The following is a 20020-nucleotide window of genomic DNA, read 5'->3' on the forward strand; positions in this document are numbered from 1 at the left end:
GTGTCGTATCTGTCAACGACGCCCGTCGTAGACCCGCCCCCGGCGCGCCCGCCCTATTGCTCCGCGGACACCTCGTCGGGTGGTTCCTCGCGAGGGGCCTTGGTCGCCGCGCCGTCGCTCTGCGAGCCGTACTCCTTGAGGCGGTACTGGATCTTCCGGACGCTGATGCCGAGCACCTCCGCGGCGCGGGACGTGGAGCCCTGGACCATCTCCAGGGTGCGCAGGATGGCCTCGCGCTCGATGGCCGCCAGCGTCGCGCCGGGGATGAGCGAGCCCTGGCTGGTGCCGGAGGGGCGGGGGCCGCGCAGCACGGGCGGCAGGTCGTCCGTGGTCAGCTCCTGGCCCTGGGCGAGCACCACCGCGCGCTCGATGGCGTTCTCGAGCTCCCGGATGTTGCCGGGCCAGTCGTGCGCCAGGAGCGCCTGGAGGGTGCCCGGCGCGAGCCCCCGGACCTGCTTGCCGTAGGCGTCGCCGTACTTCTCGAGGAAGTGGTTCACCAGGGCCGGGATGTCGCTCTTGCGGTCGCGCAAGGGCGGCAGCGTCACGCTCACCACGTTGAGCCGGTAGTAGAGGTCCTCGCGGAAGCGGCCCGCCTTGACCTCCGCGGACAGGTCCCGGTGCGTGGCCGCCACGATGCGCACGTCCACCTTGATGGTCTGGGTGCCGCCCACGCGCTCCAGCTCGCGCTGCTGGAGCACGCGCAGGAGCTTCACCTGCACGGCGGGGGAGATCTCCCCCAACTCGTCCAGGAAGAGGGTGCCGCCGTCGGCCAGCTCGAAGCGGCCCTCCTTCCGGGCCACCGCGCCGGTGAACGCGCCCTTCTCGTGGCCGAACAGCTCGCTCTCGAGGAGGCTCTCCGACAGCGCGGCGCAGTGCACGCGGATGAACGGCTTGTCGCGCCGCGGCGACTCCTGGTGCAGCGCCTGGGCGATGAGCTCCTTGCCCGTGCCCGACTCGCCGAGGATGAGCACCGTGGCGCGGGTGTTCGCCGCGCGGCGGATGACGTCGTAGATGCCCTGCAACTGCGGCGACTCGCCGATGATGTCGTGGAAGCGGCGCACGCGCGTGCGCACCTGGTCCCTCAGGGCCTCCGCCTCGCGGCGCAGGTTGCGCTTCTCCAGCACCTTGCCCAGCGTGACGAGCACCTGGTCCGCGTCCAGCGGCTTGAGCAGGAAGTTGTCGGCGCCGGCCTTCATGGCCTCCACCGCCGTCTCCACGCTGGCGAAGGCCGTCATCATGACGAAGGTGGCGTCGCTGCCCTGCTCGCGCGCGGCGCGCAGGAGGCTCAGGCCGTCCATCTTCGGCATGCGCACGTCGGTGAGCACCACCGCGGGGGAGAAGTCCCCCACGCGGGCGAGCGCCTCGGCGCCATCGGCGGCCTGGGCCACGTCGTAGCCCTCCTCGCTCAGGATGGTGGCGATCGCGGTGCGGGCGTTGTCCTCATCATCGACGACCAGGATGCGTTGTGCGGACATGGGGGTGGGGCTCGGGAAGCGGGTCAGGAGGAAACGACGTTCAGCGCGCCGTGGGGGAGGCCCGCGGCCGGGAGGGGCGGCGGGACGCGGGCATGCCACGTCTCCACCACGGGCTCGATGCGAGGGGTGATCCGGATGACGGAGCTGGGGAAGCAGTGCGCGGGCAGCTCCGAGAAGATGAGGCGCACCACCTCCGCGTCCGTGTCGGTGGCCACGGCCACGTGCGGCCGGACGATGAGGTCGGTGAGGTGCGGCGTCTGGCCGGGCCCCGCCACCACGCGGGCCACCGCGCAGCTCTGGTAGAAGAGGACGGGCACGTCCGCCTCCCGCGCGCGCTCCAGGAAGGCCAGCAGCGTGCGGCCCTCCACGGCGCCCACCAGCAGCGCCTCCGGCGCCCAGCGGCCATCGTCGGGCCCGTGCGACTCCCCGAGCGGGATGCCGATGGGCACGGGGGGCGCCCGGTCGCTCGTCAGCACGGCGCCCCGGTCGCCTTGCCAGTAGAGGCGTGTTTCGTACTCTGTGACGGTAACGGACGTCATGGGCTCTCCTTCCGCCGGGCCCTTCTCCGGCCTTGCCCTTTCAACCCGTGTGCCGCGAGGCTGCTTCAATCCGGACCGAGGTGTCACCCCGCGGTCCGGGGTGGGGGCGAGAGGGTAGCTCATGGCAACCCCAAGAGCCTTAGCACCTGGGGGCCGGTCAGACTGACCAGCAGGCAGCCGGCCAGCATGAGGGGCAGTCCCAAACGCAGGAGTTCCGAGGCCGCGAGGCCCTCGCCGGCCACCATCGCGTTGGGCGGCGTGCTGATGGCGAAGGGGATGCCCAGCGAGCACCCCATCGCGATGAGCACGGGCGTGGACGCCGAGGGCTCCAGCGCCCCGGCCAACGGGATGAGCAGGGCCGCCGTGCCGGTGTTGCTCATCAGCGCGGAGAGCACGGCCGCCACCGCGACGAGGACGCCCATGCGCGCCTCGCGCGGCCAGGCCGCCAGGTTGGCCCCGTCCAGCACCCGCGCCACCAGGCCCGACTGCTCCAGGAGCCGGCCCAGGGCGATGCCGCCCGCGATGAGCAGCAGCGTGGACCAGTCGAGTCGTCCCAGGTCCTCGCGGGACAGGAGCCCGGTGCCGAACAGCACCGCCGTGGCGCCGAGCGCGACGATGGGGGCGGACACGCCGTGGAGGGGCTCCGACAGCCACGCGACGATGCAGGCCGCGCACACGGCGAGGACGCGGCGGCCGGTGGGCTTCAGCGCCTGGGGGGCGGCCACGGGGAGCTCCAGCTCGCCGCCCACGCGGAAGCGCAGGAGCACCAGCCCGAAGCCGAGCACCAGCATCAGCGCGGTGAGCGGGAGGGCGAAGACCATCCACCCCGCGAAGGTGACGGGGGCGTGCGCGGACGCCGCGGACACCGCGAGCGCGTTGGGTCCGCTGCCCACGGGCGTCGCCATGCCTCCCAGGTTGGCGCCCAGGGCGACCACGGCGAGCAGCGCGGGCCGCAGCGCCGCGCCCGGCGCCAGCGTGACGAGCAACGGGCGGAGCGCCGCCAGCATCATCGCCGCCGCGGCGACGTTGGACATCCACATGGAGAGGAAGGCCACGCCGGCCATCACCCACAACAGGAGCAGGCGGGGGCGGCCCCTCGACAGCCGCACGACGTGCCGGGCCACGGCCGTGTCCAGGCCATGGCGCATCGCCGCCACCTCCAACGTGAAGCCCCCGAGGAACAGCACGAGCACCGGGTCCGCGCACCACGCCAGCACGGACGACACGCCATATCCCTCGCCCATGGGGCCGAGCAGGAGTGGCGTCGCCCCGAGCAGCAGCAGCGTGGGCACGAACGGCGGCACCAGCTCCGTGAGCCAGAGCACCAGGCACGCGCCACCCACGAACACCGTGCGCGCCGCCACGCCGTCCTCCACGCCGAACCTCGCCACGAGCGCGACGGCCCCGAGCCCCACCAGCGCCAGCACGTGCCGGACGCCGAGGCGCCGACGAAGGCGCGGTCCGGGGTCGGGCGGCGCGGGAGGGAGGGGGAGGGCCTCGTCCGGGAGGGACGTGGCGGGCAGGGCGCTCATGTCGGGGCTTCACCGTCGTGGGGAGGGGACCTCGCGGGGGCGAGGTCTCGGGGGGGCGGACATCGATGCGTGTGAGGAGGCCCGGGGACGCCTTCTCCGGACGTCACGGCTCCGGGGCCTGTTCGGCACGGGGTCGCCCGCCCGGAGCGGACGGCGAGGGGCGTCCCCTTGCGGACCGGGTCAGGCGTTGAACTCGGTGGCCAGCTCCTTGCGGTCCAGGTCCGCGATGAGCTGCTGGGCGTAGCGGACCAGGTCCGCCTCCGTGAGGATGCCGAGCAGCGTGCCGTCCGCGTCCGCCACGGGGAGACAGCCGAACTTGTGGCTCAGCATCAGCTCCACGGCCTTGCGCAGCGGCGTGTCCGGCAGCACGGTCGTCACGTCGCGCGTCATGATGTCCGCGGCCCACAGCGGCTGGGCGGCGGGGTCCGTGGCGTGTGTCGCGGCGGCTCGCAGCAGGTCGCGGTGGGTGATGAGGCCCACCAGCTTCCCCTGACGGACCACGGGGAGGTGTCGGATGCGGTGGAGCTTGAGCAACTCATCCGCCTTCCCCAGGTTCTGCGTTTCCTTGAGGGTGACCACCTCTCGCGTCATCAGTTCTCCGACAATCTGCATTTGTGGCACTCTCCATTGGGTGGTCTGCCTCCCTCCCATTGCATGGAGGAGGCCAGACGGGTTTCGCAGGGCGTACGGCGAAACCCTCGACCTCTACACGCAAGGTTTGCGTGTCGGCACCTCACCCCGCACGTCTTGCGTCCCGGGTGTTGGCTGGTGGGCGTCAGCCCGGGGCGTTCGGGTCGGTTGAAGCCCGTTCCCATGTGCGCTACATGCTCACCCCAGTCGCTAGGGGTGCCCCTCGAAGGGGGCTGAGACGGCCGCGGGGTGCGGCCAACCCTTGGAACCTGAACCGGGTCATACCGGCGGAGGGAAGCGGCCCGGGGGCGCCTTGCGTCCTCCGTCTGCCTTCCCGCCCGTCCTCGAGGAGAGAGAGATGAGCGGAGCATCCAAGAGCCTGAAGGTCGATGGGAAGGTGTTGGAGGGCATCAGTCGTGGCCCCCTGCCTGCCTCGCACAAGGCCTACGTGAACGGCGTGCTGCACCCGGACCTGCGGGTGCCCCTGCGCGAGATTCGCCAGACGCCCACGCGCCACGGCCACGGGCCGGACGCGAAGGTGACGGAGAACCCCTCCGTCTACGCCTACGACTCGAGCGGGCCGTACACGGACCCGTCGGCGGACATCGACCTGCGCCGCGGGCTCCCCGCGCTGCGCGAGTCGTGGATCCTCCAGCGGGACGACTCGGACGCGCTGTCGGGAATCACGTCCCGCTACGGCCAGGAGCGCGAGGCGGACCCGCGGCTGGCGGGCCTGCGCTTCGGCCACCGCCGCAAGCCCCGCGTGGCGCGCCCGGGAGGGAACGTCACCCAGTTGCATTACGCTCGGCGTGGCATCATCACCCCGGAGATGGAGTACGTGGCGCTGCGGGAGAACCTGCGCATGGACGCCTCGCTGTCCGCGCAGCACCCGGGGCACTCGTGGGGCGCGTCCATCCCCCGCGTCATCACCCCGGAGTTCGTGCGCGACGAGATCGCCCGGGGGCGCGCCATCATCCCCGCCAACATCAACCACCCGGAGCTGGAGCCGATGATCATCGGCCGCAACTTCCTGGTGAAGATCAACGCCAACATCGGCAACTCCGCGGTGAGCTCCTCCATCGAGGAGGAGGTGGAGAAGATGGTGTGGTCCATCCGCTGGGGCGCGGACACGGTGATGGACCTGTCCACCGGCCGGAACATCCACGAGACGCGCGAGTGGATCCTCCGCAACGCGCCGGTGCCCATCGGCACCGTGCCCATCTACCAGGCGCTGGAGAAGGTGGGTGGCAAGGCGGAGGACCTGACGTGGGAGATCTACCGCGACACCCTCATCGAGCAGGCCGAGCAGGGCGTGGACTACTTCACCATCCACGCGGGCGTGCTCCTGCGCTACGTGCCGCTCACCGCGAAGCGGCTCACCGGCATCGTCAGCCGCGGCGGCTCCATCCTGGCCAAGTGGTGCCTCGCCCACCACCGCGAGAACTTCCTCTACACGCACTTCGAGGAGATCTGCGAAATCATGAAGGCCTACGACGTCAGCTTCAGCCTGGGTGACGGGCTGCGGCCGGGCTCCATCGCGGACGCGAACGACGCGGCGCAGTTCGGCGAGCTGGAGACGCTGGGCGAGCTGACGAAGGTGGCCTGGAAGCACGACGTGCAGGTGATGATCGAGGGCCCGGGCCACGTGCCCATGCACCTCATCCAGGAGAACATGACGAAGCAGCTCGCGGTGTGCGGCGAGGCGCCGTTCTACACGCTGGGGCCCCTCACCACGGACATCGCCCCGGGATACGATCACTTCACCAGCGGCATCGGCGCGGCGATGATCGGCTGGTTCGGCACGGCGATGCTCTGCTACGTGACGCCCAAGGAGCACCTGGGCCTGCCGGACCGCGACGACGTGAAGGAGGGCGTCATCACGTACAAGATCGCCGCCCACGCCGCCGACCTGGCCAAGGGGCATCCAGGCGCCCAGGCTCGCGACAACGCCATGTCCAAGGCGCGCTTCGAGTTCCGCTGGGAGGACCAGTTCAACCTGTCGCTCGACCCCGAGCGCGCCCGCGCCTTCCACGACGAGACGCTGCCCGCCGAGGGCGCCAAGGTGGCCCACTTCTGCTCGATGTGCGGCCCCCAGTTCTGCTCCATGAAGATCACCCAGGACGTGCGCGACTTCGCCGCTCGCAACGGCATGGCGGAGAACGCTGCCCTGGACTCGGGCATGGAGCAGAAGAGCGAGGAATTCAGGAAGGCGGGAAGCGAGTTGTATCGCTGAGCCACGAGCCCCGGTCTCGAGGTCGTCAAACCACCTGGGACATCACCTGTCCGAGACGTGACAATGGGAGTGGGTGCATGTCATGGTAGGCACGCATGGGCGCGGTGTTCGCGCCCTCGATTATCGGGAGGGGAGACTTCATGGAGACTCCACCGCGGGAACAATTGGGAACGTACGTCACGGGCACGCCGATGCCGACCCAGGATGAGAAGACGATGGCGCTGATCGCCCACATGGGCACCATCCTGGCCAACTTCGTGGGACTGGGCTTCGCCGTTCCGCTCGTGCTCATGCTGACGAAGGGCAAGGAGTCGTCCTTCATCCGCGAGCACGCGGTGGAGTCGCTGAACTTCCAGATCACCGTCTTCATCGCGGCGGTGGTGGCCTCCATCACCCTGTGCGTGGGCATCGGCTTCATCCTGCTGCCCATCGTCGGCATCGTGGCGCTGGTGTTCTCCATCATCGCCGGCCTGAAGGCGAACGAGGGCCAGCTGTACAAGTACCCGGTGAACATCCGGCTGGTGAAGTAGCGGTTCCTGGCCCTCTCCGGAGGGCCTTGGCATCCCGGGCGGGCCAGGCGCGAGCGCGCGGGCCCGCCCGTGGTGTTTCGAGGGGCTCCGGGTCAGCCGCCGATGCCCATCATGGGCAGCAGCGTGGCGCCGTTGCCGGGCTCGGTGAAGCGGTGTCCGTCCGGCTTGTCCCCGAGCGCCCGCCGGATGGCGCGGGCCAGCTCCTCGTCGGTCGCGCCGCCCCGGATGAGCTGGTGCAGGGGCGCCTGCGCGCGTCCACCCAGGCAGCTCCTCAGGTCGCCGTTGGAGGCCACGCGCACGCGGTTGCAGCCGCCGCAGAAGTTCTGGGTGAGCGGGGAGATGAAGCCCACGCGCCCGCTGGCCGCGCTCCAGTAGCGCGCGGGACCCGAGGTGGAGGAGTCGGCCGGGGGCGTCGTCTCCTCGGGCTCGGGTGTGAGGGCCAGGCCCTCGTCGCGCAGGCGGGCGACGAGCTCCGCGGTGGGCACCGGCGTACCCTGGCCGAAGGGCATCAGCTCGATGAAGCGGGGGACGACGTGGCGCGCGTGGGCGTACTCCACCAGGGCGCGGACCTCGTGGTCGTTCACCCCGCGCATCACCACCACGTTGAGCTTGAGCGACGCGTAGCCCGCGGCGGCCGCCGCGTCGATGCCCCGCAGCACGGCGGCGAAGTCCCCCTGCTTGGAGATTCGCCGGAAGGTCTCCGCGGACAGCGTGTCGAGGCTGATGTTGAGCTGATCCACGCCCGCCTCGCGCAGCGGGGTGGCCAGGGCCTCCAGGTGGCTGGCGTTGGTGGTGATGGCCAGGTGCTGGATGCCGGGCAGGCGGGAGATCCGCCGGGCGATGTCGACGATGTCGGGCCGGATGAGCGGCTCGCCGCCGGTGAGTCGCACGCGGCGGATGCCCATGCTCGCGAAGAGGGCGGCGATGCGCCCCAGCTCCTGCGCGTCGAGCAGGTCCTTCTTGCCGCCCCACGAGGCGGGGGAGCAGTAGGTGCAACGGAAGTTGCAGCGGTCCGTGACGCTCAGCCGCAGGTACGTCATGCGGCGCCCCTGGGCATCCAGCAGGGGCGGGGTCAGCGGATCCGTCTGGAGGCCGAGCGTCGTCACGGGATGCCTGCCCTCATCACCACCGCCCCGGGTCGGTCCCAGAAGGAGCCCGGAGGATCAGCCCTCGCTGCCCGTGGCGGAACGGATGGTGTTCACCTTGGGCTCGGCCAGCTCGGTGGAGCTGGTGCTCGCGCGGGGGGCCGGCGAGGGCGCGGGCTCGAGGTCGTCATCCAGGTCGGTCAGCCGCGCCAGCTCCGCCTCCGCCTCGTTGGCCTCCTGTTCGGCCACCGGGAGCTGGAGCTTCTTCTTCGCCATCTCCTCCTTGATGCGGATGAGCCCCTCCTCGCCGATGTCGAGGAACGCGCGCACGACCTCCGGGTCGAACTGCGTGTTGGAGCAGCGGCGGATCTCCTGGATGGCGTTGGCGAACGTGGTGCCCTTGCGGTACGGCCGGTCGCTCGTCATCGCGTCCAGCGTGTCCGCCACGGCGAAGATGCGCGCGCCGATGTGGATCTCCTGCCGCTGGAGGTTGCGTGGGTAGCCCGCGCCGTCCCAGCGCTCCTGGTGGGAGAGCACGATGGCGGAGGGCGTGGCGAGGAAGGGGATGGCCTGGATCATCTGGAAGCCGATCTCCGGATGCTTACGCATCTCCAGCCACTCGTCGGGCGTGAGCTTGCCCGGCTTGAGCAGCACCGCGTCCGGCACGCCGATCTTCCCGATGTCGTGCAGCAGCGCGCCGCGGCCGATCTCCTCCAGCTCCTTGCCCTGGATGCCCATGCGGCCGGCGATGGCGGACGTGTAGCTGACCACGCGCTGGGAGTGGTCGCTCGTCTCGTGCTCGCGCGCGTCCAGCGCCGCGACCAACGCCAACAGCGTGTTCTGGTACGTGTTGGCGATGTTGTGCAGCGCGCTGCGCAGCTCCTGGGTGCGATCCCGCACCTTGCGCTCCAGCTTCTTCTGGTAGCGCTTGCGCGCCATCTCGATGCGGCGCTTGGCGAGCGCCCGCTCGATGGCCCGGATGAGGTCGGTCAGCTTCGGTGGCTTGAGCAGGTAGTCCACCGCGCCGCGGCGCAGGCAGTCCACCGCGGACTCCGTGTCGCCATAGCCGGTCAGCATGATGACCGACGTGTCGGGGAAGCGCTCTCGCAGGTTCTCCAGGAGCCAGAGGCCGTCCTTGCCCGGCATCTTCATGTCGCTGATGACGAGCGGCGTGTCCTCCTCGCTCGCCAGATCCAGCGCCATCTCGGCGCCGCTGGCGACGACGCAGTTGTAGCCCTCTTCGCGTAGGAGGACCGAGATGACGTCCCGTACGGAGTCGTCATCGTCGACGATGAGGATTCGGGGTGGTGCAGGAGGGATGGCTTCCACGGCGGGAGATTCTAGAGGTTTCCGGGTTTCAATGGCGAATGAGTCAGGGAAATTACCACCTTCCACTACTTGCAGGTTGACAGTCCAGCGAGCTGGTCGAAAAGGCAACCCTGGGAGGGGAGGCGGGCGATCAGGCGGATCCTTCCTTCCGGGGGGGATCAAGCCCGCGCGGCGAGGGGGGCGCGGTCGTAGCGGAAGGGGGCCAGGTCGACGGTGGTCTTCTCTCCGAGGACGGCCTGGGCGACGAGCTTCGCGGTGATGGGCGCCAACAGGATGCCGTTGCGGAAGTGGCCGGTGGCCAGGAACAAGCCGGGCACGGGCCCCACCCCCAGGTAGGGCCGCTTGTCCTCCGTCCAGGGGCGGAAGCCGGCCCAGGTCTCGGTGATGGGCGCGGAGGCGAGGTCGGGGCACAGCTCCAGGACCATGTCGAGGATGCGGGCCAGGCCGGCCGCGGTCACCTGCTTGTCGAAGCCCACCAGCTCCATGGTGCTGCCGGCGATGACGCGCCCGTCCGCCCGGGGGACGACGTAGCCCTTCGCGGAGGTGAGCACGCGCTCCAGCAGGGGCAGGCGTGTCTGGAGCTGGATCATCTGCCCGCGGGCCGGGCGCACCGCGCGGGCCTCCACGCCGGCGCCCTGCACCAGGGCGGACCACGAACCGGCGGCGACGACCACGGCGTCCGCGCGGAGCACCTCGCCGTCCAGGTCCACCCCCACGGCGCGTCCGTCCTCGTGCACCACGCCGCGCACGAAGCCGCTGCGGAACTCCGCGCCCACCCGCGCCGCCGCCATCGTGAGCGCGCGGACCAGGAGGCGATTGTCCACCTGGTGATCATCCGGGAAGTGCGCGGCGGCCAGGGCCTTGGGAGACAGGCGCGGCTCCAGCTCCCGCGCCTGCGCGCCGTCGAGCAGCTCCGCGCGCAGGCCCATGCCGCGCTGCCACAGGACGGTGGACTCGAGGTGGTGCGTCGCGTCCTCGTCGAAGGCGACCTTGAGGATGCCGCACGCGCGGTACGCGACATCCACGCCCGTCAGTTCGCGCAGCTCCTCGGCGAAGGCGGGGTAGAGGCCGCGGCTGCGCAGGCACAGGTCGAGGAAGGGCCCGGGGCCGTCCGCCTCCATCTGGGGGGCGAGCATGCCCGCCGCGGCGCTGCTCGCCTCGGCGCCGGGGATGGCGCGTTCCAGGATGGTCACGCGCGCGCCCGCCTGCCTCAGCCGCAGCGCGATGCCGCAGCCCATGATGCCCCCGCCCACGACGATGACGTCCGAGACTCGCATGGCTCTGCTTCCTGCTCGCCCTGTCGGGGGTTTGCAAGCGTCACGACAAGGGCAGGGGTGGCCGGGTTGACGGCGGGGGGTGTTTGCCATTACTGATGGAGCCGTGCGTCCTTCCTGCGTTCATCACCATCATGCGCATCATCGGCTCGGCCCCGACGGGACCGTTCGCCATGCGCATGCCTGGGTGAACCGCTAGACGCACCACCCACTCCGGCACCTGCCGCAGCGACCGAAGGCCCGTCCCCCCCGGACGGGCCTTTTTTCGTTTCCGCGCGGCCTCCGTTGCTCCCCCGCAGTCCCCAGCAGGTCCATCCCATGTTGCTGAAGATCGCGCTTCCCAACAAAGGCCGCCTCTCCGACGAGGTCCGCGAGCTGTTCTCCGACGCGGGCCTGGAGGTGCGCGCGCGTGGCGAACGCGCGCTCACCGCGTCGCTCGGAGGTGAGTTCGAGGCCATCTTCGTCCGCGCCCAGGACATCCCGGAGTTCGTCGCGGATGGCGCGGCGCACGCGGGCGTGACGGGGTGGGACCTGGTGAGCGAGGCGGGGCGCGAGCTGGAGCACCTGATGGACCTGGAGTTCGGACGCTGTCGGCTGGTGGTGGCCGCGCGGGAGGAGAGCGGCATCGTCCAGGCGGGGGACGTGCGGGACGGGATGCGGGTGGCGTCGTGCTTCCCGCGCCTGACACAGGAGTACTTCGCGAGGCGGGGGCAGCGCGTCACGGTGGTGCCCGTGTCGGGCGCGGCGGAGATCGCCCCCCACCTGGGCATCGCGGACATCGTCGTGGACCTGACGTCCACGGGCTCGACGTTGAAGATGAACGGGCTGCGGGAGGTGGCCACCGTGCTGGAGTCGAGCGCGCGGCTGGTGGCGTGTGGCGTCAACGTCCCCGAGGCGCGGCGGAGGCTGGACGAGCTGAAGCTGGCGCTGGGGTCGGTGCTCGCGGCCCGGGGCAAGCGCTACCTGATGGCCAACGTCCCCAAGGCGGCGCTGACGCAGGTGCGGGAAGTGCTGCCCGGGCTCAACGGCCCCACCGTGGTGGACGTGCTGGATGGGGGCAACTTCGTCGCGGTGCACGCGGTGGTGCCGGCGAAGACCATCTACCGGACCGTCAACGCGCTGAAGGGCCTGGGCTGCGAGGGCATCCTCGTCACCCGCATCGAAAGGTTGGTGGCGTGATGAACGCGCTGCCTTCCGTGTTGCGCTACCGGGGACCCGTGGACCAACTGTCGCCCGAGGACCGGCGGCGGTTGATGCAGCGCTCGGGCGAGGTGGACACGCGCATCTCCGGCCGGGTGCGGGAGCTCATCGCGCGGGTCCGGCTGGATGGTGACGACGCGTTGTTCGAGATGGCGCGCCAGTTCGACCGCGTCGAGCTGTCCTCGTTGGAGGTGCCACGGGAGCGCTGTGAAGCGGCCCTGGCGACGCTGGACCCGGCGGTATCCCAGGCGCTGCGCCGCGCGGCGCGCAACATCGCCCGGGCGCATGCCGCCCAGCTTCCACGCGCGGTGGAGACGGAGACGGAGCCCGGCGTGCTGGTGGGGCGCAGGCCGGATCCGCTGGGGCGCGTGGGGGTGTATGCCCCGGGGGGCCGCGCGGTGTATCCGAGCAGCGTGCTGATGGGGGTGGTGCCCGCGAAGGTGGCGGGGGTGGGGGAGGTCATCGTGTGCTCGCCGCCCGGGCCGGACGGGTCGCCCCACGCGAGCGTGCTGGCCGCGGCGGTGCTGGCCGGGGCCGACCGGGTCTTCGCGCTGGGCGGCGCGGGCGCGGTGGCGGCCATGGCCTATGGGACGCGGAGCGTGCCCCGCGTGGACCGCATCGTGGGGCCGGGCAACGCGTACGTGGCCGAGGCCAAGCTGCAGGTGGTGGGCGCCGTGGCCATCGAGGCGCCCGCGGGTCCGAGTGAAATCCTCGTCGTCGCCGACGCCAGCGCGAATCCCTCCGCGGTGGCGCGGGAGATGCTCGCGCAGGCGGAGCACGACCCGGATGCGGCGTGTGTGACGGTGGCCCTGGGCGAGGCGCTGGCGGAGGACATCGCGGTGGCGGTGGAGCGGCTGGCGGCGCGCGCGAGGCGGGCGGAGATCGTCGCCTCGGCGCTGCGCTCGCGGGGCGCGGTGTTGAGCGTGGCGTCGATGGAGGAGGCCTGGCCCTTCGTCGCGGACTTCGCGCCGGAGCACCTGCTGCTCGCCACGGCCTCGCCGACGACGGACCTGCCGCGCGTGCGCAACGCGGGGACCGTGTTCCTGGGCGAGCGCTCCTCGGTGGCCTACGGCGACTACATGACGGGCTCCAACCACGTGCTCCCCACCGCGGGACTGGCCCGGGCGTACTCGGGGCTCAACCTGCTCGACTTCTACCGTTGGACGACCTACCAGCGCGTCGAGCGCGCGGCGTCCGAGGCGCTGGCGGACGACGTGGGGTTGCTCGCGGACAGCGAGGGGCTCTTCGCGCACGCGGACGCGGCCCGGGCGTGGAGGGGCGCATGATTGCCCCCCGCCCGTCCTTCCGGGACATCCCCCTGTACTCGCCCGCGAAGAAGGCCTGTCGCGTGGACCTGAGCGACAACACCAACCTGTTCGGCGTTGCGCCCGCCGCCGAACGCGTCCTGCGCGAGGCCTCACCGGCGCTGCTGTCACGCTACCCGCGCGGGTACGCGCCGGACCTGCGCGGCGTGTTGGCCGAGCGCGTGGGAGTGGGGCCGGAGGCGGTGACCACGGGTTGTGGCTCGGACGACGTGCTCGACAGCGCGCTGCGCGCCTTCCTCGAGCCGGGGGAGGTGCTGGCCTTCCACGCGCCCACGTTCGTGATGATGCCGTTGTTCGCGCAGGTGAACGGCCTGCGGGTGAGGGCGGTGCCGCTGCGCGACGACTTCGACCTGGACGTGGAGTCGCTGCTCGCGACGCAGGCGAAGGTGCTCTACCTGTGCTCGCCCAACAACCCCACGGGCACGGTCCTGTCCCGCGCGGCGGTCGAACGGGTGGTGGAGCGCGCGCCCGGGCTGGTCATCATCGACGAGGCCTACGCGGAGTTCGCGGCGGGGCCGGGCTTCATGGACCTGGCGCGCAACCGGCCCAACGTCCTGGTCACCCGCACGTTCTCCAAGGCCTATGGGTTGGCGGGGATGCGGGTGGGCTGGGCGGTGGGCGCGCCCGCGCTGGTGGCCGAGGTGGAGAAGGCGAGGGGGCCCTACAAGCTCACCACGCTCGCCGAGGCGATGGCCGTCGCGGTGCTGGAGGACGACGCGGACTGGGTCGCGGCGCGCGCGGCGCAGGCCGTGATGAACCGGGAGCGACTTCGCGAGGAACTCGTCGCCCTCGGCCTGAGGCCCCTGCCGTCGGAGGGGAACTTCCTGATGGTGCCGCTGCCGGGCGCGTCCCGGGTGGCGGAGCGGATGCGGGAGCTGGACGTGAACGTGAGGGCCTTCCAGGCCCTGCCGGGCGTCGGGGATGCGCTGCGCATCGGCAGCGCCCCTTGGCCCCTGATGGAGGCGGCGCTCACGGCGCTGCGGGAGGCACTGCGATGAGGGTCACCCTGTTCGACTATGGCGCCGGCAACCTGCACTCGCTGGCCAAGGCCCTGGCCACGGCCGAAGGCGCGGAGGTCCGCGTGGAGGAGGACCCGCTCCGGGCGGTGGACACGGACGTGCTCGTGCTCCCGGGCGTGGGCGCGTTCGGCGCGGCGGCGACGCGGCTCGCCCCGGGCCGGGAGGCGATGCGCGCGGCCCTCGCGCGGGGACTGCCGTGCCTGGGCATCTGCCTGGGCATGCAGTTGCTCTTCGAGTCGAGCGAGGAGGGCCCGGGCGATGGGCTCGGGTACTTCTCCGGGCGCGTGACGCGGCTCCGTGCGAGGCGCGTCCCCCAGATGGGGTGGAACCGCGTGGAGGCGGACACCACGCTGACGAGCGCCCGGTTGGAGACCGTCTACTACGCGAACAGCTTCGTGTGCCGCGTGGAGGACGCGTCGGTGGTGACGGGCTGGTCGACGCACGAGGACGACCGCTTCGCCGCGGTGGTGCGACGCGGGCGCGTCGTCGGGGTGCAGTTCCATCCGGAGAAGTCCTCGGCGCCCGGCGTGGCGTTCGTGAGGGGCTTCCTGCGCGAGGTGACGTCGTGATCGCCATCCCCGCCATCGACCTGCGCGAGGGCGCGTGCGTGCAACTCGTGGGCGGCTCGTATGACGCCGAGCGTATCCGCGTGAACGACCCGCTGGAGGCCCTGGCGCGGTGGCGCGCGCACGGCTTCGGTACCTTCCATGTGGTGGACCTGGATGCCGCGTTGTCGAAGGGCTCCAACGCGGAGGCCATCCGCCGGCTCACCTCCGAGGGGCAGGGGCTCACGTTCAACGTGGGCGGCGGCGTGCGCGACACGGCCCGGGTGGAGGCCTTGCTTGCGGACGGTGCGTCCCGCGTCGTGGTGGGGACGCGGGCCATCGAGGACCGGGCCTGGCTCGAGCACGTCGCGGAGCACCACCCGGGGCGCGTCGTCGTCGCGGCCGATGTCCGGGGACGCGAGGTCGTCACGCGGGGTTGGACGGCGGGGAGCGCGCGGGACATCGGCGAGGTGCTCGCATCGCTCGCCCCGCTCCCGCTGGGTGGCTTGCTGGTGACGGCGGTGCACAAGGAGGGACAGTTGGAGGGCGTCGACCTGCCGCTGATGCGTGAGGTGGCGCGGCGCGGTCGCCATCCGCTGTACGCGTCGGGAGGCGTGACGACGCTCGAGGACCTGCGGGCGCTCGCGGAGGCCGGCGCGCACGGGGCGGTCATCGGCATGGCGCTGTACACGGGAAGGCTCGATGCGCGCGCGGTCGCGCGGGAGTTCGCGGAATGACCACGGTCATGCGGGAGACGAAGGAGACGAAGATCCAGGTCGAGCTGGCCGTCGGCCGGGGGACGACGCGGGTCGACACGGGGCTGAAGTTCTTCGACCACATGCTGTCCACGTTCGCGCGCTACGCGGGGCTGGACGTGACGCTGCACGCGAGGGGGGACCTCACCCACCACCTCATGGAGGACGTGGCCATCACCCTGGGCACCGCCGTGCGGGAGGTGATTCCCGCCACGGCGGCGCGCTTCGCCGAGCGCACGGTCCCCATGGACGATGCGCTGGTGCAGGCCTGCCTCGACGCGGGCGGGCGCTTCTACTACCGGGGGCCCTTGAAGAACCGGCTCTACGAGCACTGGATGCGGTCGTTCTGCGAGCACGCGAAGGTGACGCTGCACCTGCGCATCCTGCGCGGCAAGGACAGCCACCACGTCACGGAGGCGGCCTTCAAGGCGCTCGGCCTGGCGCTGCGGGATGCGCTCGTGGACTCGGGCACCGTCTTCAGCATGAAGGGCTCCGTCGCCCTGGAGGTGAAGTGATGCTGACGCGACGACTCATCGTCTGCCTGGACGTCAAGGGCGGGCGCGTGGTGAAGGGCGTGCGCTTCGAGGGACTGCGGGACGTCGGTGACCCCGTGGAGCTGGCGCTGCGCTACGAGCGCGAGGGCGCGGACGAGGTGACGTTCCTCGACATCTCCGCCAGCAACGAGGAGCGGCAGACGCTGTGGGACCTGGTCCAGCGCACCGCGGAGCGACTGTTCATCCCGCTCACGGTGGGCGGCGGCGTGCGCACGGTGGCGGACGTGGGGCGCGCGCTGCGCTCGGGCGCGGACAAGGTGAGCATCAACTCGGCCGCGGTCGCCCGGCCCGAGCTGCTGACCGAGTGCGCCGAGCGCTTCGGCGCCCAGTGCGTGGTGGCGAGCATCGACGCGCGACGCGACGGCGAGCGTTGGCGGGTGCACACCCATGGAGGGCGCAAGGCCACGGACCTGGACGCGGTGGCCTGGGCGCGCGAGTGTGTCACTCGGGGTGCCGGAGAGGTGCTGCTCACCAGCATCGACCAGGACGGCGCGCGCACCGGCTATGACCTGGCGCTGACGCGAGCGGTGGTGGACGCGGTGGACGTGCCCGTCATCGCCTCCGGTGGAGCAGGGAGCGCGGAGCACGTGCGCGACGGCCTCACGCGCGGGGGCGCGGATGCGGCGCTGGTCGCCGGCATCCTCCACGACGGCCTCACCACGGTGGGGTCCATCAAATCGCTGCTCCTCGCGAGCGGCCTGCCGATTCGGAGCACGACATGACGGAGTCACAGGGCTTGATGCAGGCGGCGGCGGAGGTGGCTCGGAAGGCCGGCGACGTGGCGCTCGGGTTCTTCCGGGGCGGCATCGCGGTGGATACCAAGAGCGACGGGACGCCCGTCACCGTCGCCGACCGCACCGCGGAGCAGACCGCGCGTGACTGGCTCGAGGCGCGGTTCCCCGAGGATGGCATCCTGGGCGAGGAGTTCGGTGAGACGCGGCCAGCCGCCCCACGGCGCTGGATCCTCGACCCCATCGACGGGACGAAGACCTTCATCCGGGGCGTGCCGCTGTGGGGCACGCTGGTGGCGCTGGCCGAGGGCGAGCGCATCCTCGCGGGCGCCGCGTACTTCCCCGCGGTGGGGGAGTTGCTGGTCGCCGCGCCAGGGCAGGGGTGCTTCTGGAACGAGCGGCGCGTGCGCGTCTCGGAGGTGGCGGAGCTCTCCCGCGCGGTGGTGCTCTCCACGGACCAGCGCTTCCTCCAGTTCCCGGAGCGCGGAGAGGCCTGGCGGCGGCTCGCGCGCGAGGCGGCCATCGACCGGACGTGGGGCGACTGCTACGGCTACCTGCTGGTCGCCACGGGGCGCGCGGAGGTGATGGTGGACGAGCTGCTGTCTGCCTGGGACGCGGCCGCGCTCCAGCCCATCATCGAGGAGGCCGGCGGCGTCTTCACCGACTGGACGGGGCGACGCACGTCCTTCGGCGGCAATGGCATCGCCACCAACGCCGCGCTCGCGCGCACGGTGCGCGAACGCCTGGGCGCGACGGGGGCCTCGTGATGCTCGACCTCGACCGACTCGACTTCACCAAGGGCAACGGGCTGGTGACGGTGGTGACGCAGGACGCGCGCACCGGCGATGTGCTGATGGTGGCGCACGCGGACCGCGAGGCGCTGGAGCGCACGCTCGCCACGGGGCAGATGCACTACCGCTCGCGCTCACGGGGGCTCTGGCTCAAGGGCGCCACCAGCGGCAACACCCAGCGCGTGGTGTCGCTCGTCGCGGACTGTGACGCAGACGCCATCCTCGCGCGCGTGGAGAAGGCAGGGCCCGCGTGCCACACCGGCGAGGAGACCTGCTTCGGACCGGGGCGCTGGGACGCGCTGGCCGCGCTCGACGCCACCCTCGCCACGCGCGCGCTCCATCCTCCCGCGCCGGGTGAGAAGCCGAGCTACACGCGGCGGCTCCTGGATGATCGCAACCTGCGGCTCAAGAAGTTGGGGGAGGAAGCCGCCGAGCTCGTCACCGCGTGCGCGGACGCGGACCGAGAGCGCGCCACGGAGGAGGCGGCGGACCTGCTCTACCACCTGCTCGTCGCCATCAAACCCCTCGGCCTGTCGCTGGAGGACGTGAAGGACGTCCTCGCGCGCCGCGCCACCCCGCCGCCTCACGGCGTGCCGGTCCACCCGAGGTGAAGCCCACCCACTCTTCCAGGGTCTTCTCGCGTATCAGGGAGTGAAGAGGTCCCGGGTCGTGATTGCCACTGGCGGATTTGTCCGTCAGGGCTGAATCCACGGAGAGGAGGGGCGGGAAGAGAGGGCAGGAGAGCAGGCGATCTCTTCAACGGAAGGAGTGTTCCTGCTACATATCCGGACGCGCGGCGCACTGGACTCGCGCCGGCCGGGCGCTACTCGATTCTTCAACGTCCGCCTCACCGGAGGCTTCGTGACTGGCTCCTTCAGCTACAAGGCAGAAGTCATCGACCGTGTCATCTTCTCGCGCTGGCAGAGCCCTCCCACCAAGGAGGACGTCGCCGCGATCATGGCGCAGATGGAGGAGGCGTCGAAGAAGCTCGGCACCAAGCTGATCTACGTCGCATCGGTCAGCTCGAAGTCGAAGGTGCCCGACGCGAATGATCGCACCGTCCTCAACAACATGCTGTTGGAGATCCGCAAGACGTGCGTGGAGCAGGCGTGGCTCATCTACGAGGGCACGGACCTGCAGCACAACCTCCAGCGCGTCATCATCTCCGGCGTGCTCATCCTGACGCGGACCTTCGACAACTTCCTGTCGGTCGCCAAGTCGGGCGACTCCATCGTCAAGGACGTGAGCGCGGTCCTGAAGAAGGACGCCGCGCCCATCTTCCAGTTGGCGCGGGATCGCGGCCTGCTCATCTAGCCGTCCCCGGCGTCACCTCGCGCCGAGCACCTCCAGCTCCCCGAGCACCACGTCCGGTCGCTCGGGGAACACGCTGAGGGCGTCCACGTCCTTCAAGGGGACGCTGGGCGTACACGTCTCCCACGTCCCGGTCCCCTGGAAGCGGCAGACCACGGGGTTGACGAAGGAGAAGTCCCGCTCGGGATCCCGGAGCCCCACGCCGTTCGGGGTCCGGACGATGGCGCGCAACGTGCCGGGCCCCCGGGCGTGGATCCTCACCGACGACAGCAGCCCGAGCGCCGGCGAGAAGTCCGCGCGCAGGGCGCCGTCCGCGTCCCACCGCCGGGTCCGGGGGGCGCCGCCCACGGCGGCCCGCGTGTCCACGTTCCCGTCGAACGCCGCCTGCGGCGAGACTCCCTCGAGCCGATCCGGCTTCACCGCCGTGGCGGCAGTCGCCGGCGCGGCCGGGACGAGCGTCGCGAGCTCGGGGAGCGCGGGGCCCTGGTTCACCGCGGCGGCGCGCAGGAGCGCCTCGGAGAGTTTCCCCTCCTTCGCGCAGCGCGGCGTCAGCGCGCCCACGAGCGTGCGGACGCTGGCGGGAAACTCGACGTCCGCCTCGGCCGCGGGGGCGAGTCCCAGTTGTGTCACGGAGTCGCAGCTCGCGGCCAAGCCCTTGCCCGCGTGGTCGAGGTCCCAACGCAGCTCCGCGAGGTCCGGCGTGTGGCCCACCGCGGCATCGAGCAGCGCCCGGCCCACGCGCTGGGCGCAGGGGTTCTGGGCAGCGGGGCAGCGCTCGCACAGGGTGCCGAACAGTTGTCTCAAGGGCGACTGCTGGCCGTCCGCCCCGAGGGGCGCCCTCGCGGAGAGGGGCAGGCCCAGCTCGCACGCCCGCGCGGGAGGCTCGGCGCAGGACTCCAACTGCTTCCGGGCCTGGTCGAGGCTCCGGCCGTTCGAGGGAGCCCGCAGGGTGTCCAGCAGCGTCCGCTCCAGGGCGCGGCAGTCGGCGGTCTGCGTCGGGGCCGCGGGAGGGGGCGGGGGGGCGCTCGGGGCGGTGGCCTGCCCGCCACGGGGGGCCTCAGCCGGATGCGTCACGCACCACAGGCGCCCGAAGGCGATGAGCCCCACGAGCATCAGCAGGAGGGTCCTGAGCGGGAAACGGCGCACGAGCAATCTCCTTGAT

Annotated in this window: 20 protein-coding genes and 1 riboswitch; of the genes, 12 read left to right on the forward strand and 8 right to left on the reverse strand. The window is 71.6% G+C overall.

Translation table 11 applies throughout. The annotated features are described in order from the left end of the window. Window positions 1-53: 53 nt before the first annotated feature. The 4 genes from LZ198_RS18300 to LZ198_RS18315 all read right to left on the reverse strand — a co-directional run bounded on the left by LZ198_RS18300 (window position 54) and on the right by LZ198_RS18315 (window position 4158). A complete protein-coding gene (locus LZ198_RS18300) occupies window positions 54-1475 on the reverse strand; it encodes a sigma-54-dependent transcriptional regulator (RefSeq protein WP_253973281.1) in 1422 nt (473 codons plus the stop codon). Between the two features lie 23 nt (window positions 1476-1498). Then, a complete protein-coding gene (locus LZ198_RS18305) occupies window positions 1499-2014 on the reverse strand; it encodes an OsmC family protein (RefSeq protein ID WP_253973282.1) in 516 nt (171 codons plus the stop codon). A 119-nt stretch (window positions 2015-2133) separates the two neighbouring features. Further along, entirely contained in the window at window positions 2134-3546 is a 1413-nt protein-coding gene (locus tag LZ198_RS18310) for an SLC13 family permease (protein ID WP_253973283.1), read from the reverse strand. A gap of 180 nt (window positions 3547-3726) precedes the next feature. After that, the gene (locus LZ198_RS18315; RefSeq protein ID WP_253973284.1) at window positions 3727-4158 is read right to left on the reverse strand and encodes a CBS domain-containing protein; all 432 of its coding nucleotides are present in this window, start codon (window positions 4156-4158) and stop codon (window positions 3727-3729) included. A 225-nt stretch (window positions 4159-4383) separates the two neighbouring features. Beyond that, a riboswitch (TPP riboswitch) is annotated at window positions 4384-4477 on the forward strand. 57 nt (window positions 4478-4534) lie between these two features. Between LZ198_RS18315 and thiC the strand changes: the two genes are divergently transcribed. Beyond that, window positions 4535-6409: a phosphomethylpyrimidine synthase ThiC gene (gene thiC, locus LZ198_RS18320; protein WP_253973285.1), complete on the forward strand. Its 1875-nt coding sequence runs from the start codon at window positions 4535-4537 to the stop codon at window positions 6407-6409. Between the two features lie 215 nt (window positions 6410-6624). Beyond that, entirely contained in the window at window positions 6625-6939 is a 315-nt protein-coding gene (locus LZ198_RS18325) for a DUF4870 domain-containing protein (protein ID WP_253973286.1), read from the forward strand. Window positions 6940-7031: 92 nt separating this feature from the next. Here LZ198_RS18325 and moaA read toward each other — a convergent pair whose 3' ends face one another. The 3 genes from moaA to thiO all read right to left on the reverse strand — a co-directional run bounded on the left by moaA (window position 7032) and on the right by thiO (window position 10630). Then, the gene (gene moaA / locus LZ198_RS18330) at window positions 7032-8045 is read right to left on the reverse strand and encodes a GTP 3',8-cyclase MoaA (RefSeq protein WP_253973287.1); all 1014 of its coding nucleotides are present in this window, start codon (window positions 8043-8045) and stop codon (window positions 7032-7034) included. 57 nt (window positions 8046-8102) lie between these two features. After that, the gene (locus LZ198_RS18335) at window positions 8103-9353 is read right to left on the reverse strand and encodes an HD domain-containing phosphohydrolase (RefSeq protein ID WP_253973288.1); all 1251 of its coding nucleotides are present in this window, start codon (window positions 9351-9353) and stop codon (window positions 8103-8105) included. A 158-nt stretch (window positions 9354-9511) separates the two neighbouring features. Beyond that, complete coding sequence (gene thiO / locus LZ198_RS18340; protein ID WP_253973289.1) at window positions 9512-10630, reverse strand: glycine oxidase ThiO; 1119 nt, start codon at window positions 10628-10630, stop codon at window positions 9512-9514. Between the two features lie 315 nt (window positions 10631-10945). Here thiO and hisG point away from each other — a divergent pair, with 315 nt between their 5' ends. The 10 genes from hisG (at window position 10946) to LZ198_RS18390 (ending at window position 18861) form a co-directional block, all read left to right on the forward strand. Then, complete coding sequence (gene hisG, locus LZ198_RS18345; RefSeq protein ID WP_253973290.1) at window positions 10946-11806, forward strand: ATP phosphoribosyltransferase; 861 nt, start codon at window positions 10946-10948, stop codon at window positions 11804-11806. Further along, the gene (hisD, locus tag LZ198_RS18350; protein WP_253973291.1) at window positions 11806-13113 is read left to right on the forward strand and encodes a histidinol dehydrogenase; all 1308 of its coding nucleotides are present in this window, start codon (window positions 11806-11808) and stop codon (window positions 13111-13113) included. The genes hisG and hisD overlap by 1 nt, the downstream gene beginning before the upstream one ends. Further along, entirely contained in the window at window positions 13110-14150 is a 1041-nt protein-coding gene (locus LZ198_RS18355) for a pyridoxal phosphate-dependent aminotransferase (RefSeq protein ID WP_253973292.1), read from the forward strand. The genes hisD and LZ198_RS18355 overlap by 4 nt, the downstream gene beginning before the upstream one ends. After that, on the forward strand, window positions 14147-14740 hold the full coding sequence (gene hisH, locus LZ198_RS18360; RefSeq protein WP_253973293.1) for an imidazole glycerol phosphate synthase subunit HisH: 594 nt from the start codon (window positions 14147-14149) through the stop codon (window positions 14738-14740). The genes LZ198_RS18355 and hisH overlap by 4 nt, the downstream gene beginning before the upstream one ends. Beyond that, window positions 14737-15453 carry a 1-(5-phosphoribosyl)-5-[(5-phosphoribosylamino)methylideneamino]imidazole-4-carboxamide isomerase gene (locus LZ198_RS18365; RefSeq protein ID WP_253973294.1) on the forward strand — a complete coding sequence of 239 codons (717 nt, stop codon included), beginning with the start codon at window positions 14737-14739 and terminating at the stop codon, window positions 15451-15453. Before hisH ends, LZ198_RS18365 begins: the two co-directional genes overlap by 4 nt. Then, complete coding sequence (locus LZ198_RS18370; RefSeq protein WP_253973295.1) at window positions 15450-15986, forward strand: imidazoleglycerol-phosphate dehydratase; 537 nt, start codon at window positions 15450-15452, stop codon at window positions 15984-15986. Before LZ198_RS18365 ends, LZ198_RS18370 begins: the two co-directional genes overlap by 4 nt. Next, on the forward strand, window positions 15986-16747 hold the full coding sequence (gene hisF, locus LZ198_RS18375; RefSeq protein ID WP_253973296.1) for an imidazole glycerol phosphate synthase subunit HisF: 762 nt from the start codon (window positions 15986-15988) through the stop codon (window positions 16745-16747). Before LZ198_RS18370 ends, hisF begins: the two co-directional genes overlap by 1 nt. Continuing rightward, the gene (hisN, locus tag LZ198_RS18380) at window positions 16744-17523 is read left to right on the forward strand and encodes a histidinol-phosphatase (protein WP_253973297.1); all 780 of its coding nucleotides are present in this window, start codon (window positions 16744-16746) and stop codon (window positions 17521-17523) included. The genes hisF and hisN overlap by 4 nt, the downstream gene beginning before the upstream one ends. Continuing rightward, complete coding sequence (gene hisIE, locus LZ198_RS18385) at window positions 17523-18158, forward strand: bifunctional phosphoribosyl-AMP cyclohydrolase/phosphoribosyl-ATP diphosphatase HisIE (RefSeq protein WP_253973298.1); 636 nt, start codon at window positions 17523-17525, stop codon at window positions 18156-18158. Before hisN ends, hisIE begins: the two co-directional genes overlap by 1 nt. A gap of 250 nt (window positions 18159-18408) precedes the next feature. Then, on the forward strand, window positions 18409-18861 hold the full coding sequence (locus LZ198_RS18390; RefSeq protein WP_253973299.1) for a DofB protein: 453 nt from the start codon (window positions 18409-18411) through the stop codon (window positions 18859-18861). A 12-nt stretch (window positions 18862-18873) separates the two neighbouring features. Here the strand turns inward: LZ198_RS18390 and LZ198_RS18395 are convergent, their stop codons facing one another. Next, window positions 18874-20004: a hypothetical protein gene (locus tag LZ198_RS18395; protein ID WP_253973300.1), complete on the reverse strand. Its 1131-nt coding sequence runs from the start codon at window positions 20002-20004 to the stop codon at window positions 18874-18876. Between the last annotated feature and the right edge of the window lie 16 nt (window positions 20005-20020).

Source organism: Myxococcus dinghuensis (genome assembly GCF_024198235.1).
In the GTDB taxonomy this organism is placed as follows: Bacteria; Myxococcota; Myxococcia; order Myxococcales; family Myxococcaceae; genus Myxococcus; species Myxococcus dinghuensis.